General features: G+C 57.5%; 14 protein-coding genes and 1 other annotated feature. Of the genes, 13 read left to right on the top strand and 1 reads right to left on the bottom strand.

The features are described 5' to 3' along the window. Nucleotides 1–2: 2 nt before the first annotated feature. The 12 genes from NLX71_RS04745 (at nucleotide 3) to leuS (ending at nucleotide 13269) form a co-directional block, all read left to right on the top strand. Nucleotides 3–1247 (top strand): DUF58 domain-containing protein, encoded by a 1245-nt coding sequence (locus NLX71_RS04745; protein ID WP_254362348.1) that lies wholly within the window; start codon nucleotides 3–5, stop codon nucleotides 1245–1247. Then, nucleotides 1244–3466 (top strand): transglutaminase TgpA family protein, encoded by a 2223-nt coding sequence (locus NLX71_RS04740; protein WP_254362347.1) that lies wholly within the window; start codon nucleotides 1244–1246, stop codon nucleotides 3464–3466. Before NLX71_RS04745 ends, NLX71_RS04740 begins: the two co-directional genes overlap by 4 nt. A 110-nt stretch (nucleotides 3467–3576) precedes the next feature. Further along, entirely contained in the window at nucleotides 3577–4092 is a 516-nt protein-coding gene (locus NLX71_RS04735; protein ID WP_302058082.1) for a YqeG family HAD IIIA-type phosphatase, read from the top strand. A 7-nt stretch (nucleotides 4093–4099) separates the two neighbouring features. Further along, on the top strand, nucleotides 4100–5227 hold the full coding sequence (gene yqeH, locus NLX71_RS04730) for a ribosome biogenesis GTPase YqeH (protein ID WP_254362345.1): 1128 nt from the start codon (nucleotides 4100–4102) through the stop codon (nucleotides 5225–5227). Between the two features lie 25 nt (nucleotides 5228–5252). Then, on the top strand, nucleotides 5253–6122 hold the full coding sequence (locus NLX71_RS04725; RefSeq protein ID WP_254362344.1) for a shikimate dehydrogenase: 870 nt from the start codon (nucleotides 5253–5255) through the stop codon (nucleotides 6120–6122). 442 nt (nucleotides 6123–6564) lie between these two features. Then, nucleotides 6565–6858, top strand: coding sequence for a ribosome assembly RNA-binding protein YhbY (yhbY, locus tag NLX71_RS04720; RefSeq protein WP_254362343.1), 294 nt, complete (start codon nucleotides 6565–6567; stop codon nucleotides 6856–6858). A gap of 49 nt (nucleotides 6859–6907) precedes the next feature. Next, the gene (locus NLX71_RS04715) at nucleotides 6908–7495 is read left to right on the top strand and encodes a nicotinate-nucleotide adenylyltransferase (RefSeq protein ID WP_254362342.1); all 588 of its coding nucleotides are present in this window, start codon (nucleotides 6908–6910) and stop codon (nucleotides 7493–7495) included. After that, nucleotides 7485–8066, top strand: a complete 582-nt coding sequence (yqeK, locus tag NLX71_RS04710; RefSeq protein ID WP_254362341.1) for a bis(5'-nucleosyl)-tetraphosphatase (symmetrical) YqeK — start codon at nucleotides 7485–7487, stop codon at nucleotides 8064–8066. The genes NLX71_RS04715 and yqeK overlap by 11 nt, the downstream gene beginning before the upstream one ends. A gap of 22 nt (nucleotides 8067–8088) precedes the next feature. Then, nucleotides 8089–8436 (top strand): ribosome silencing factor, encoded by a 348-nt coding sequence (gene rsfS / locus NLX71_RS04705; RefSeq protein ID WP_254362340.1) that lies wholly within the window; start codon nucleotides 8089–8091, stop codon nucleotides 8434–8436. Then, on the top strand, nucleotides 8433–9335 hold the full coding sequence (locus NLX71_RS04700) for a CvfB family protein (protein ID WP_254362339.1): 903 nt from the start codon (nucleotides 8433–8435) through the stop codon (nucleotides 9333–9335). The genes rsfS and NLX71_RS04700 overlap by 4 nt, the downstream gene beginning before the upstream one ends. Nucleotides 9336–9384: 49 nt before the next feature. Then, nucleotides 9385–10188 carry a class I SAM-dependent DNA methyltransferase gene (locus tag NLX71_RS04695; protein ID WP_254362338.1) on the top strand — a complete coding sequence of 268 codons (804 nt, stop codon included), beginning with the start codon at nucleotides 9385–9387 and terminating at the stop codon, nucleotides 10186–10188. A gap of 331 nt (nucleotides 10189–10519) precedes the next feature. Then, nucleotides 10520–10765 (top strand) — a binding site (T-box leader). 53 nt (nucleotides 10766–10818) lie between these two features. Then, nucleotides 10819–13269, top strand: coding sequence for a leucine--tRNA ligase (gene leuS, locus NLX71_RS04690; protein WP_254362337.1), 2451 nt, complete (start codon nucleotides 10819–10821; stop codon nucleotides 13267–13269). 99 nt (nucleotides 13270–13368) lie between these two features. Here the strand turns inward: leuS and comER are convergent, their stop codons facing one another. Beyond that, nucleotides 13369–14193, bottom strand: a complete 825-nt coding sequence (gene comER, locus NLX71_RS04685) for a late competence protein ComER (protein ID WP_254362336.1) — start codon at nucleotides 14191–14193, stop codon at nucleotides 13369–13371. Nucleotides 14194–14302: 109 nt separating this feature from the next. Between comER and NLX71_RS04680 the strand changes: the two genes are divergently transcribed. Further along, entirely contained in the window at nucleotides 14303–14890 is a 588-nt protein-coding gene (locus NLX71_RS04680) for a ComEA family DNA-binding protein (protein WP_254362335.1), read from the top strand. Nucleotides 14891–14935: the final 45 nt, after the last annotated feature.

The following is a 14935-nucleotide window of genomic DNA, read 5'->3' as shown; positions in this document are numbered from 1 at the left end:
GCATGACGAAACCTTCCTTCGCTCACAGGCTCCCGTTCAGGCTTCGGTTCAGCCGAAAATTTTGGGCGGTGGCGATGGCTTTTACCGGAAGTCTCGGCTTTTTGCTGTTTCAAGGCGGCAAGCTGGCTTTCATGCTGTTCGTGATGATGACGGTTCTGAGCGTGTATTTGCTGCTGGGGCAGTGGAGCGGCGTTAAGCGGACCCAAGGCATACGCACGCTGTCCGGCGGCGATTATGGCTCCCTGCTGCCGGCGGGTAGCTCGCTTGGCATCACGATTCAACTGCATATTCCGGGCATATGGCCGATCCCCTATTTGTTTATCAAGGACCGCTTGGTTCACAAAAGCGGGCGCGAGCTGACGTTCGAAGCGACGGTCGTTCCCGACTGGCGGCGGCGCGCGGAATGGGAATACCGGACCCCGGCGATGCGCCGGGGGCGCTATACGTTCGGGCAGACGGAGTGCGTGACCGAGGACGTCTTCGGCTTGTTCGAGCACAAGGGCGGTCTGGAGCTGCCCCAGAGCGTCGCCGTGCTGCCGCAGACGGTGCCGATCCGGGAATGGCAGCAGTACAACCAAATGATGAAAGGAACGAGCCACCATTCGTCCACGACCCGGGCCGTCCGGGAGACGACGCAGATCAACGGGGTTCGCGAATATATTTACGGGGACCGCCTCTCCCGCATTCATTGGAATGCGACCGCCAAGACCGGCACTTGGAAATCGAAGGAGTTCGAGCGCGAATCGCTGCCCAAGACGTATTTGATTCTCGATCGGGCGGGGCAAGCCTACAGGGACCCCGATCAGTTCGAATTGGCCGTATCTGTAGCCGCGTCCTTGTTTCAATACGGTTCGGAACGGGGGCTTGCGCTCGGGCTTGTCTCCACAGGCGCAGACGACATTTATCTCGAACCCAAGACCGGGCAAGCGCTGTATCAGGCGGTGCAGCAGCATTTCATCGATGTGGAGGCCGACGGTGTCCTTGACATCCGCCATGTGCTCAAAACCAAAGTGCATCAGCTGGCGCCCGGCAGCTTCGTTATGCTGATCAGTCCAATGTCCGGCGAACCGATGCTGCAGGCGCTTGCCTGGCTGAAGCAGCAGCAGATGAATCCGTGCCACCTTTGGATCGGCGCCCCCCGCGGCCAAGAAGCCTGGGTCAAAGATTTGTATGCGCGGGGCGTTCCCTGCTATGCCGTCAGGCAGCTGTCGGAGCTGCCCGGGCTGTTGGGGGGGCGGAAGGGATGAAGCGGCTGCGAATGTGGCTTAGGCGTCTGCTGTGGGACGAATGGCCGCACCGCTTGTCGGTGCTGTTGTCCGGCTTGATTTTGCTCCAGTTCGTGTACTGGTTCGCCAAAGAAGACGGCTTCTGGCTTCCGGAGACGGTCGTTATCGTGAAGCTGACGCTTCTGGCGATCTTTGCGTTCGAGCATTTGACGCGGCTGCATTGGATCGTTCGCGGTATTTTGCAGCTTGCCTCCGTCGTGGTCATTAACGTGCTCGTGCTAGAGCAATTTGAAGTCATCGCGCCGATGAAGGCGTCCGGCTTTGTGAGCTCGAAGCTGTTCTTGAACCTGTACGAGCTTACGCCGTATTTGTGGTTCGGCATGGGCGCCTGGGTCGTTTACGTGACGGTTATTTGGTGGGTGGAAGTCAAGTGGCGGGTCTATATTCTGCTGGTGGTCAGCGTGCTTGCGCTCTGTATCCGCGATTCGTTCTCGTCCATCTATCTGTGGCCGCAAGTGGCCGTGATCGTCGGCTGCGGGCTGCTGCTGCTCATTCTCAATCATTTCGCGCAGCTGCGGCGCAAAGATCCGACCGCTTGGCGGCACTTGGCGGAATATCCGGCTTCCATCGCCATGACGGTCGCCTCTTTAATCGGGGTGACGGTGCTCGCCGGATCGCTCATGCCCGAGGTCGGACCGATGCTGACCGACCCGTATACCGCTTGGCGCGCGTCCCGGGGAGAGTCGATGGCCTTCACCACGGGCAAAGGCGTCACCGTGCCCCCCAGCGAGGCGATGGATACCTCGTCCGGCTATAGCCGGAGCGATGCGAATCTGGGAGGCGGCTTCCGTTTCGACTACACGCCGGTCATGAAGGTGGAAACGAATCACCGCGCTTATTGGCGGGGCGAGACGCGATCGCACTATACCGGCAAAGGCTGGGAGGAAAGCGACAGCGAGCGGCGCGATCCGTGGAACGCGATCAGGCCTGAAGCTTCGCTTCCGGCGGACCCCCGGTTGGCCGGCTCCAAGGCGAAGACGGTGGAGGTCAAGCAAACCGTCACTCTGATGTCGGAACAGCCGTATCCCGTACTGTTCGGAGCCTTCTCCATCCAGAAAGTAATGGGGCTGAACGGCGCGAAAAACGGCTTCGAGCCGCTGCAATGGTCGGCTCCTCAATCCGAGATCCGCTACAGCGAGCGCCAGCCGTATCCGCAAACGTACACGATCGTCTCGCAAATGCCGGTTGTCAATGAAGAAGCGCTGCGGAAGCTGCTTCTTGCTCCTCTGGGGCCGGATATGGCGGAATTCGTACAGCTGCCGGGCAGCGTGCCGGAGCGGGTCCGCAAGCTGGCCGCGGATCTGACGAAGGATGTGGCCACTCCGTATGACAAAGCGAAGAAGCTGGAGCAATACTTGCGGACGAGCTTTCCGTATACGAATAAACCCGATATCAGCAAGGGTCAAAGCGAGGATTTTGTCGACCGGTTCCTGTTTGAGATCAAAGAAGGCTATTGCGATTATTACTCTACCGCGATGGTGGTGCTGTCCCGCTCCATCGGGCTGCCGGCGCGCTGGGTCAAAGGCTATGCGTCGGGCACGCCCGATTTTCAGCAGACGGAGCCGCAAGGCTTCGCCCCCAACGAGCTGCTGATGGACCCCGACGGCGGCGGAGTCTACACGGTACGCAACTCTGACGCCCACTCGTGGGTTGAGATCTATTTCGACGGCTACGGATGGATTCCGTTCGAGCCGACGGCAGGCTTCGCGATGCCGCGCGCCGTGCTGCTGGAAGAAACGTCCGCTTCGCCGGTGGAGCCTCAACCTGCTCCACAGCCGGAGACGAAGCCGGCAGAGCCTGTCGAAACGCATCATGCGGCAGCTTGGAGCATTACCGCCGCCGCGATCGCCGTTGCCGCATTTCTTGTATGGAAGCTGCAGGTTGTCGAGCTGTTGAAGGAACGCGCGCGCCGCCGCCGGGCTTCGCTGCTGAAGCAGAAAGTCATTGTGGAATGCGAACGCCTGCTGCGCATTTTCCGGCGCAAAGGCTATGTGCGCGAGGAGCACGAGACGCTGCGCGAGGCGGTGCGCCGCTGGTCCCTTCAGAGCCGGGGAATGAGCGAAGAGCTGGAGGCCGTGCTTCACGTATTCGAGAAGGCGAAGTACGGTAAAGCGGAGATCACCGAGGAAGACTGGAAGAAAACGAACCAAATCGTCGAACGCTTGCGTTCGCAGCTGTAAATGCTACACGATCGGCGGACCGCGCCTTTGCGGAGGGCGGTTTGCTTTTTTTTGTTCGCCATTTTGCAACAAAATGGACAGTTATGGTATAGTTTGACGTATACAGCCTAATGTCTCTCGAGGTGAATTCTTTGCTGAAAAAGCTGATTCCGCGTCAACAAGTCAACACGATATTTGACATAGATCTTCAAGCGTTATGGGAGCAGGGATATCGCGGCATCATAACGGACTTGGACAATACGCTGGTAGGAGCCAAAGCGCCTCTTGCCACGCCGGAGTTGCTGGATTGGCTGAAAGTCGTGGGGCAACTCGGCTTTCAGGTCGTCATTGTGTCGAACAACCAGCGCAACCGGGTAACCAAGTTCGCCGAGCCGTTGTCCCTGCCTTTCATTTATCGCGCCCGTAAGCCGACAAGCGCCGCGTTCCGGCGAGCCATGGGCATCATGAATCTGCGGGCGGAGCAGACGGTGGTCATCGGGGATCAGATGCTGACCGACGTGCTGGGAGGCAACCGGATGGGGCTTTATACCATCCTCGTCCAGCCGATCTCTCTTGCGGACGAGGGCTTTTTTACGAAGGTAAACCGAAGGATCGAAAAGGCCGCATTAACTATAATGAAAAGGTAGGGAACGTATGACGGCCCATAATCAACATTCCGAAAACAACCACTGTGCGGGCTGCGGCGTAGCGCTCCAAACGGAGCAGCCGAATCAGCTCGGCTATGTCCCGGCTCAAGCCCTTGCACGCACGCCGATCATTTGCCAGCGGTGTTTCCGCATCAAAAATTACAATGAAGCTTCGGGCATTACGCTTAATCAGGACGATTTCCTGCGGCTGCTCACCCATGTCGGGGGAACGGACTCGCTGGTCGTGAACATTGTCGATATTTTCGATTTCGAGGGCAGCATGATTTCCGGTCTGGCGCGGTTTGTCGGCACGAATCCGGTCATTCTGGTCGTGAACAAAATCGATCTGCTCCCCAAAGTGACGAACTACAACCGGATCGTGAACTGGGTGCAGAGACAGGCGAAGGAAGCGGGACTCCGGGTCGTGGAAGTCGTTCTGTGCTCGGCGAAAAAAAATATGGGCTTCGAGCGGGTCATCGAAGCGTTGGAGCTGCACCGCAAAGGGCGCGACATCTATGTCGTCGGGGCGACAAACGTCGGCAAATCGACGCTCATCAACCGGCTTATTCGCGATTACAGCGATTTGGACGCCGAGCTGACGGTTTCGCAATATCCGGGCACGACGCTCGATCTCGTGCGCATTCCGCTGGACGACGGCGCCTCGATCATCGATACGCCGGGCATCGTGTACAAGCATCGTCTGACGGAGCTCGTCAGCAAGAAGGATTTGATGAAGGTCATGCCGGACAGGCCGATCAAGCCGCTGGTGTTCCAGTTGAACGACCGGCAGACGATCTTTTTCGGCAGCTTGGCGCGCTTCGATTTCGTGCAGGGCGAACGGCAGTCGTTCACGTTCTACGTCTCCAACGCGCTTGAGGCCCACCGGACGAAGCTGGAGCGGGCGGACGAGCTGTATGAGGAGCACCGGGGCGTGCTTTTGACGCCGCCAACCCGGGAAGAGCTGGAGGATCTGCCCAAGCTGACCAAGCATCCGATCCGCATTCCGAAGAATGCGAATCTGGACGTTTCGATCTCGGGTCTCGGCTGGATCAAAGTCAACGGCGCCGCCGGGGCGGAACTGGCTATCCACGTCCCCAAAGGCGTGAAGGTCGCGGTTCGCGAATCGGTCATTTAGCGGGGAGCGGGAGGAACGGACGAGAATGAGCAAGCATAAACTGGATAGCCACACCATTTTGTACGGAGTGTTCGGCGATCCGATCCGGCATTCCAAATCGCCGATCATGCTGAACCGGGCATTCGAAGCGGCGGGAATCAACGCGGCATACGGAGCGTTTCACATCTTGCCCGGCACGTTGAAGGACGCGGTGGCCGGCATCCGGGCGCTGCAATTCCGCGGAGTCAACGTAACCATTCCGCACAAGGTCGAAGTCATGTCCTATTTGGACGAGATCGACGAAGGAGCCCGCGCCATCGGAGCGGTGAACACCATCGTCAACGAAGGCGGCCGCCTGATCGGCTACAATACCGACGGCATCGGGTATATGCGTTCGCTCCGCGAAGAGACGGGCATCTCGCTGAAGGGGCGCAAGGTGCTGATGATCGGCGCAGGGGGAGCGGCGCGCGGCGTCGGTTACGCACTGGCCCGCGAAGGCGCGGAGCATATCTACATCGCGAACCGCACGAAGGAGAAGGCGCTGGACCTCGCTTCGTCGATGAGTGAATTCGGCAGCGTCTCCGGCCACGGCCTCGACGAGATTCCGAAGCTGGCCGGAGAGGCCGCTTTGATCGTCAATAATACGCTGCTGGGCATGCATCCGAACGTGGACGAAGTGCCGATGGACATTTCGCTAATTCGCCCTGAGACGGTCGTCAGCGATCTGGTGTATAACCCGCTGATCACCCGTTTCCTGCGCGAAGCCCGCGACCAGCGCGGCGCTATCATTCACAGCGGCCTCGGCATGTTCATTTACCAAGGCGCTTACGCGTTCGAATATTGGACCGGCCAGCCAGCTCCGATCGCCGCCATGCGCGAAGTGGTGGAACAATCTTTTTCGGAGCCGGAGCATTAGAATGAATTAATGAACTTTTGAAACAATTGGAAGAACGCCCATGTTTGGGTTAGGCACGGATTTGGCAAGGGTTTACTTTGTGGGTTTTGGGGTTCGAGATGTTGCATTCCAGGGCGCTTCATGACAAGGTCATGAGCCCCTGACGCCCGGTTTGCGCCTTGCGCCGACAGAGAGCTTCATGACAGCGTCATGAGGCGGCTCCTTCCCCGCAATAAATGAAAAACCGCACGACGCAACGCAGCGCACCCTGGGCATAACGTATGGAGAGAACGCCGCATGCGAGCGTGTCCCGAAGGGACGAAAGCGTTCCTGCGCCGACGCATCTTCAACGCCGGCCCCGCAGCAGGCACGCTCCTTTCGGGTGTCCAGAGGGCGCAGCCCTTTGGGGTCCTCCCTACAAGGGAGGATTTAGGAGGGTGCTACTTTAGGAGGGACAACCACCATGTTAACAGGCAAACAAAAACGGTATTTGCGCTCATTGGCGCATCATCTGAACCCGATCTTTCAGGTCGGCAAAGGCGGCGTAAACGATCATCTGATCCGGCATATCAGCGAGGCGTTGGAAGTCCGCGAGCTGATCAAAGTAACGGTGCTTAACAACTGTATGGAGGACCGGAGCGAAGTAGCCGAGCAGCTGTCGAAAGGTTCCGGCGCAGAGCTGGTTCAAGTGATCGGCAAAATCGTCGTGCTCTACAAGGAATCCCGCGAGCATAAAACGATCGAGCTTCCGGTCTAAGCCTACGGCGTCGGAAGCGGCATTTCAGCTAAAAAGAGGGGGATGCCGGATGAAGGTCGGTCTGATGGGCGGCACCTTCGATCCCGTTCATATCGGGCATTTGATTGCCGCCCAAAGCGTTTGCGAGAGGCTCGAACTCGACGAAGTATGGTTTATGCCGACAAACGTTCCTCCGCATAAAGAACAAGCGCCCGGAGCTTCCCCGCGGCAGCGGCTGGAGATGGTCAAGCTTGCCGTCGAGGGGCACCCGAACTTCCGGGCTTCGGATATGGAGCTGCGCAAAGGCGGCGTATCGTACAGCATCGAGACGGTAACGATGCTTCGGGCGCAGCATCCCGGCTATCGGTTTACTTATATTATCGGAGCCGATATGGTCCGATATTTGCCGAAGTGGTACAAGATCGACGAGCTGGCCCGGCTGGTTTCGTTCGCCGGATTGCAGCGGCCGGGCTACGAAACGGGCTACGAGGGGCTTCCCGATGCCATCCGGCAATCGGTAAAGCTTGTGCCGATGCCGCAAATCGAGCTGTCGTCCACGTTAATCCGGCAGCGGCGGGCTTCGGGGCGATCGGTGCGTTACATGGTCCCGGACCGGGTAAATCATTATATCGAGGTGAACCGTTTGTATGAAGCGTGAGGAAATGATCGAATCGGTTCGCACCCAGATGCCGGAGAAGCGCTGGAACCATACGCTTGGCGTGATGGAAACGGCGGTGCAACTGGCGGAGCGCTATGGGGCGGACCCGGAAAAGGCCGAACTGGCCGCTATCCTTCACGACGTCTGCAAATATTGGCGCGTGGACGAGCAAGCGCGCATCATCCGGGAGAACGAACTGCCTCAGGATTTGCTCGATTACGACAAAGAGCTGTGGCATGCCCACGCGGGCGCGTGGATTGCTCGGGAGCAGTACGGCGTAAGCGACGAGGAAGTATTGGATGCGATCCGTTTTCACACCTCGGGACGCGGGCGGATGACGCTGCTGGACAAGGTCGTTTGTCTGGCGGATTACATGGAGCCGGGCCGGGATTTTCCGGGCGTGCATAATATTCGCCAAAACGCCGAACATAGTTTAGAGAAGGCACTTATAGCCGGATTTGACGGAACGATCCGTTTTTTATTGGAGAAAGGCAAGAGGATTTACCCGCTGACCTTCGAAGCTCGCAACGGACTGATCCGGGAGTTGGAGGAGCGGGGAGAAACGGTATGATTTACTTACAGGAGGAAACGATATGACGATTCAACCGGATGAGCTTATGCAGCTCGTGGTCGATGCGGCCGAAGATAAGAAAGCGATGGACGTAACGGCATTGAACCTGCGCGGTATTTCTTTGATTGCGGATTACTTCGTCATTTGCCACGGCAATTCCGAAACGCAGGTGCAAGCAATCGCGACCGAGATTAAGAAACGTTCGGAAGAGCGCGGCGCACGAACTCGCGGCCTCGAAGGCATGGAAACGGCCCGTTGGGTGCTTGTCGACTTGGGCGACGTCGTCGTTCACGTGTTCCACCGCGACGACCGCGAATATTACAACATCGAGCGGCTGTGGTCCGACGCGAAAGTGGTCGAACGGGTATGAGGCTGGAAGCCGGAACGATCCGACGTTTGGACGTGGCGAGAGAAATCTCGCCGCATGGCTATTTTTTGACGGACGGCACGCAGGACGTGCTGCTCCATTACAGCGAAGCCATTGGAGAAGTGAAGCCGGGGGAGCAGGTCGAGGTATTCTTGTTTCACGACACCGAGGATCGACTGGCGGCGACGATGCGAAAGCCGCTCGTAACGCTCGGAGAAGTCGCGCTTCTCGAAGTGGTCGACATCCATCCGCGCTTCGGATGCTTTCTCGAAATGGGGCTCGGACGTCATTTGCTGCTTCCTTTTAAAGAGCTGCCTGAGCTCAAGGAGCTGCGTCCTGAAGTCGGAGACCGCGTATTCGTCGTACTCGCTCACGACCGGCAAGGACGGCTCGTCGCCAAAGTGGCCGGAGAAGACCGGCTTAAGCAGCTGTGCTTCGATGCTCCAGCAAGCTGGCGCAACACCTGGGTCGACGCCCGCGTCTACAAGCCGCTGCAAATGGGCTCGTTCATCGTTTGCGACGGCGGTGTGATCGGGTTCGGCGTCATCGGCTTTATTCATGCGTCCGAAAGAACCCAGTTGCTTCGTCTCGGCGAACAGGTGAAGGTGCGCGTCACGTTCGTACGCGAGGACGGCAACGTCAACTGCTCGATGCGCGAGCGTAAGGAAGTCGGACGCGACACCGATTCGGAGAAGCTGCTGGCCTTCCTGAAAGAGCGCCCGAATCAGGCGATGCCGTATTCGGACGAAACCCCGGCCGATTTGATTAGCCAGCGGTTCGGCATGAGCAAATCCGCCTTCAAGCGCGCCATCGGCAAGCTGATGAAGGAAGGTCTGGTTTATCAGGAAGGCAGCTGGACTTATTTGAAAAAAGAAGCGGCATCGCAGCCGGCATCCGAATAAAGACCCTTCGGAGCCGGCCTTTGTCTGTTCGGTGAAGGAGGAGCAAGCCGTGGCTTACGAACAATTTTCGTATTTATACGACCGGCTGATGGAGGATATGCCCTATGACGATTGGCTCCGCTTTGCGCGGGAATGCTGGGACAAGTTCGGAACGCCCCGAAGCGTGGTCGATTTGGGCTGCGGCACCGGGAGCATAGCGGTCCCTTTGGCGCAGCTCGGCTACGAAGTCGTCGGCATCGATCTGTCGGAGGATATGCTGTCTATGGCCAGTCAAAAATCGGAAAGCGCCCAGCGGAGCAAGCCTTTTCCTGCGGGCGGAAGCGTGATGTGGCTCCAGCAGGACATGCGCGAATGGGAGCTTGGCCGCCAGGTCGACGCGGTCATCTCGTTTTGCGATTGCTTGAACTATTTGCTGGAAGAAGAAGACATCGAGCGGACCTTCAAGCAGGTATACGACGGGCTTGCTCCGGGCGGCGGGTTCGTGTTCGACATGCATACGCAGAGCCAGCTTCAGAGCTATGCGGAATCGCAGCCGTTTTTCTTGAACGATGACGATGTCGCCTACATCTGGACCTGTGATTTTGATCCAGGCCGCTGCGAAATCGAGCATGAGTTGACATTGTTCGTGCGGGAAGGAGACGCTTGGGCGGAAGGGTCTGACGACGCCATGACGGAGCGGTATCACCGGATTGAGGAGCTTCATGTGCAGCGGGCGTATCGACTCGATTGGGTGCAGGAGCGGTTACGTGCGGCCGGATTTTCCGAGACGGCATGCTATGCCGATTTTATGTTCAAAGCGCCGACGGACGATACGCAGCGGGCGTTTTTTGTGGCAGTGAAACCGCTGGATTGAGCTTGATGTTGGGGGAAACGGAGGCGGGTTATTTCGTTAACGTGATAAATGGATAATCAGTTGCAGCAGGCACAGGATCATCCCCCATAGCGGGAGCGACAGCATGACCCCGTTGACGAATCCTTTCATGCGGCTCAACCTCCGTAATAAGCTTCGAATTAGAATACATTTATTAGAAAGTATGGCCAAGTTGCGGAGGATGTAACCGGGAGGCGGCCGTTTGCGATGGGGTCGGCGGTGTTTTATCCGGCAGCTTCGGGAAAGTCGGGGGGCCCGGCTTGACACGGAGGAATCGTTTTTCATATAATGAGACCTAATTGGATCATATATGCAAAAGGCCGTGACAAGAACTAGTAACTGCAGCGCTTTTTTTCAGAGAGCCGGTGGCAGGTGGGAACCGGTAGAAGCAGGCAGCGAACTCATCTTCGAGCCGTTAGGCCAAAAGACCGTAACCGAGCGCAAGCTTCACCGGTCACAGCCGCAAACGTCCCCCGCGTTAAGGGGAGAGTGGACCCGGGCAAAGCATGCCTGAGTCAACTAGGGTGGTACCACGGGAAATAAGCCTCTCGTCCCTAGCGTTGCGCTAGCGATGAGGGCTTTTTTGTTTGAATCGAAGGAGGTCTACACAAGATGGCACAGGAAGCCAAAGAACAGCAAGGGTACAACCCCTTGGCGATTGAGCCGAAATGGCAGCAATATTGGGAGAAAAATAAAACGTTCAAGGTGCTGGACGACGAGAGCAAGCCGAAGTTTTACGCGCTTGACATGTTCCCGTATCCTTCCGGCGCAGGCCTTCACGTCGGGCACCCGGAAGGCTACACAGCAACGGACATCGTATCCCGCTATAAACGGATGCGCGGCTACAATGTTCTGCATCCGATGGGATGGGACGCCTTCGGTTTGCCGGCGGAGCAGCATGCGCTCGATACGGGACAGCACCCGCGCGATATCACGTTCCGCAATATCGATAATTTCCGCAGACAGATCAAGTCGCTCGGCTTCTCTTACGATTGGGACCGCGAATTCAGCACGACCGATCCCGAATATTATAAATGGACGCAATGGATTTTCGTTCAATTGTATAAAAAAGGTCTCGCCTACGTGGATGAGGTGCCGGTGAACTGGTGCCCGGCGCTCGGTACGGTGCTGGCCAACGAAGAAGTCATCGACGGCTTGAGCGAGCGCGGCGGCCATCCGGTCATCCGCAAGCCGATGCGTCAATGGGTACTGAAGATTACCGAGTATGCGGAGCGCCTGCTGGAGGATCTCGAAGAGCTCGATTGGTCCGAAAGCATCAAGGATATGCAGCGCAACTGGATCGGCAAGTCTACGGGCGCCGAAGTGACGTTTGCGATCGACGGACACGGGAATGATAGTCTGAAAGTATTCACGACCCGTCCGGATACGCTGTTTGGGGCGACTTATTGCGTATTGGCACCCGAGCATGAGCTTGTAGCAAGTATTACGATACCAGAGCAGGCTCAAGCGGTGAAAGATTATCAGGAACGCGCAGCCCGCAAAAGCGACTTGGAGCGTACCGATCTTGCGAAGGAAAAAACGGGCGTCTTTACCGGCGCTTATGCGATCAATCCGGTGAACGGCAGCAAAGTGCCGATCTGGATCGCCGACTATGTGCTGGCCGGATACGGAACAGGCGCGATCATGGCGGTGCCGGGGCACGACCAGCGCGACTGGGAATTCGCGAAGCAGTTCGACCTGCCGATTGTGGAAGTGGTGCAGGGCGGCGATGTAACCAAAGAAGCATACGCCGGCGATGGCCCGCACGTCAATTCCGATTTCCTGAACGGCTTAAATAACGAGCAGGCTATCGCGCGAATGATCGAGCACCTTGAAAGCAATGGCAAAGGCCACGGCAAAGTAACCTATCGTCTCCGCGACTGGCTGTTCAGCCGTCAACGGTACTGGGGCGAGCCGATTCCAATCCTCCATCTGGAGGACGGCACGATGAAAACCGTTCCGGAAGATCAGCTGCCGCTGCTTCTGCCGGAAGTGGACGAAATCAAGCCTTCCGGCACGGGCGAATCGCCGCTGGCCAATGTGACGGATTGGGTGAACACGGTAGATCCGGAAACCGGTCTCAAAGCGCGCCGCGAGACGAACACGATGCCGCAATGGGCGGGAAGCTGCTGGTACTACCTGCGCTTTATCGATCCGAAGAACAAGGACGAGATTTGTTCCAAAGAGCTGCAGCGCAAATGGCTGCCGGTCGACCTGTATATCGGAGGCGCGGAGCATGCCGTACTTCATCTGCTGTATGCCCGTTTCTGGCACAAAGTATTGTACGACCTCGGCGTTGTGGAAACGAAAGAACCTTTCTACAAGCTGGTCAACCAAGGCATGATTCTCGGCGAGAACATGGAGAAAATGAGCAAATCGCGCGGCAACGTCATCAATCCGGACGAAATCGTAGGCGAGTACGGCGCGGATACGCTGCGCATGTACGAAATGTTCATGGGGCCGCTCGAAGCGACGAAGCCTTGGAACGTGAACGGCGTAGAAGGCACATTCCGCTTCCTGAGCCGCGTTTGGCGCTTGTTCGTCGGCGAAGACGGAGGGCTGAGCGCGAAAATTACAGAAGACGGTGATGCGGGCAGCGAAGCCTTCAAACGGACCTGGCACCGTACCATTAAAAAAGTAACCGAAGACCATGATGCGCTGCGCTTCAATACGGCGATCAGCCAGCTGATGATCTTCGTCAACGAAGCGTACAAGACGGACCGTTTGCCGAAAGCGGCGATGGAAAACTTCGTGCAAATGCTGTCTCCGATCGCGCCGCACTTGGCGGAAGAGCTGTGGGAGAAGCTCGGTCGTTCCGGTACCGTCGCTTATGAGGCATGGCCTGTATACGATGAAGCGTGGACGGTCGACAACGAAGTGGAAATCGTCATCCAAGTGAACGGCAAAATCGCCGACCGCGCCACGATCGCGGCGGATGCCGACGAAGCGACGATGCAGGAGCTGGCGCTTGGCTTGGCCAAAGTCAAGGAAGCGATGGCGGGTAAAACCGTCCGCAAGGTGATAGCCGTCAAAGGCAAGCTTGTCAATATCGTCGTAGGGTAAGAAGCAACATCGTTCGGGAAAACAAAAAACCGCCCTCCGGAATCGGAGCACGGCGATTCATATCGGAAAAGGACGTGAAAGCATCGCGTTCTGTTCGGCTTACGGGCCGAAAAAACGGGCTTTCACCTTTTCCACATCTTCATCGTATTTAGCATGAGTTGTGCGGATCAGGTCGTCAAAGACCCCGCACAACTCTTTTTGCATGATGCGGAGACCTTCCGCGGTAATGCCGCCGGGAACGGATACCCGCTGCTGCAGGGTAGCGGGCGTAAAGCCTCCGGTGGTCAGCAGCCTGCCGGTGCCGAGCGTCATTTCGGCCGCAAGCTGCGTGGCCTCCGTCTCGGAGATGCCGGTGGCGGCAACGGCGGCCTCGACGAATTTTTGCACGAAAAAGGCCAGAAACGCCGGGCCGCAGCTTGTAATGTCCGAAGAGACGCGCGTATGCTCCTCGCGGATGCGAATGGGGGCGCTAATATGGGACAGCAGCAGCTCCAGCCGCGCTTGATCCTCGTCGGTCATCCGCTCTCCGTAAATGCACAGTGTCGCGCCGCTGAGCACATAGTTGGTAATGCTTGGAATGACCTTGGCGATTTTGCAGGGAAGCAGTGTTTCCAAATGACGAATTTGCACCGGGCTTGTAATGGAAACGATGACCGTTTCGGGAGCGACCGCATCCCGGATGTCATCGATGACGGCTTTGAATTCCATCGGCTTGACGCACAGAAAAAGAATCCGGGCTCCGGCTGCAGCTTCTCTATTGGAACGGGTTGTTTGCAGGCCCGGGTAGCTTTCCGCTAACTGTTCCGCTTTGCGGGCGGTGCGATTGGTCACAACGAGCTGCTCCGGACTGACTGCGCCGGATTGAATGAACGCTTCGATGAGAATACTGCCCATGCTGCCTGTTCCGATAAATCCTATTTGCATGACGATCCCCCCTGACTGGATTGCAGCCTTCTACATGGATATGAGGCGGTGCGTAAAACCATGCATTCGATTTTTCGACCAAGATTCGATGAAGAAACGAGGTGGAGCCATGCCCCATTTTTCAGAAAAAGCTTTGGTTCGTCTTGCCGGTCTGGCGCTCGCCGCTGGCGTTGTCATTCTACTGCTGCTTTGGCGTCCTTGGACCTCGAACGGCGTACCGGCGGGCTTTAAGGCGGCGGACGAGGAAATGAGAAAATTGCTTCAGGAGCAGAACGAAGCAAGGCAGGCGAGCGCGCTTCCGGACGATGCGAAGTCACAGAAAGGAGAAAAAACCGCTACGGCGGAGCCGAAAGGGAGTCCGGTCGCGGAGAAGGCTGCCGCAGAGTCATCGGCAAAGCCTCCTGCAGCGGACGTTCCGCAGCAAGAAGCTTCTGCCGCCGGGACGGCTTCCGAACCGGCGAAGGCGGCTGCCGGGAAGCCGGCGGAGAGCGCTACGGGCAAAATCAATTTGAACACGGCTACCGCCGAACAGTTTGACGAGCTCCCGGGGATCGGACCCAGCCGGGCCCAAGCGATCGTCGCGCTTCGCAAGAAGCTCGGCGGCTCGTTCAAATCCGTGGACCAACTGCTGGAAGTGAAGGGAATCGGCAAAAAAACGCTGCAAAAAATAAGGCCTCTCGTCACTTTGGAGCCTTGAGTCGGCCAAGCCATGCAATTATGTCTGAAATTGTTTTGCGGAGAA

Origin of the sequence: Paenibacillus sp. MZ04-78.2, assembly GCF_024213375.1 — a bacterium.
Classification (GTDB): domain Bacteria; phylum Bacillota; class Bacilli; order Paenibacillales; family NBRC-103111; genus Paenibacillus_G.
This window is presented reverse-complemented; position numbering and strand designations above follow the sequence as displayed.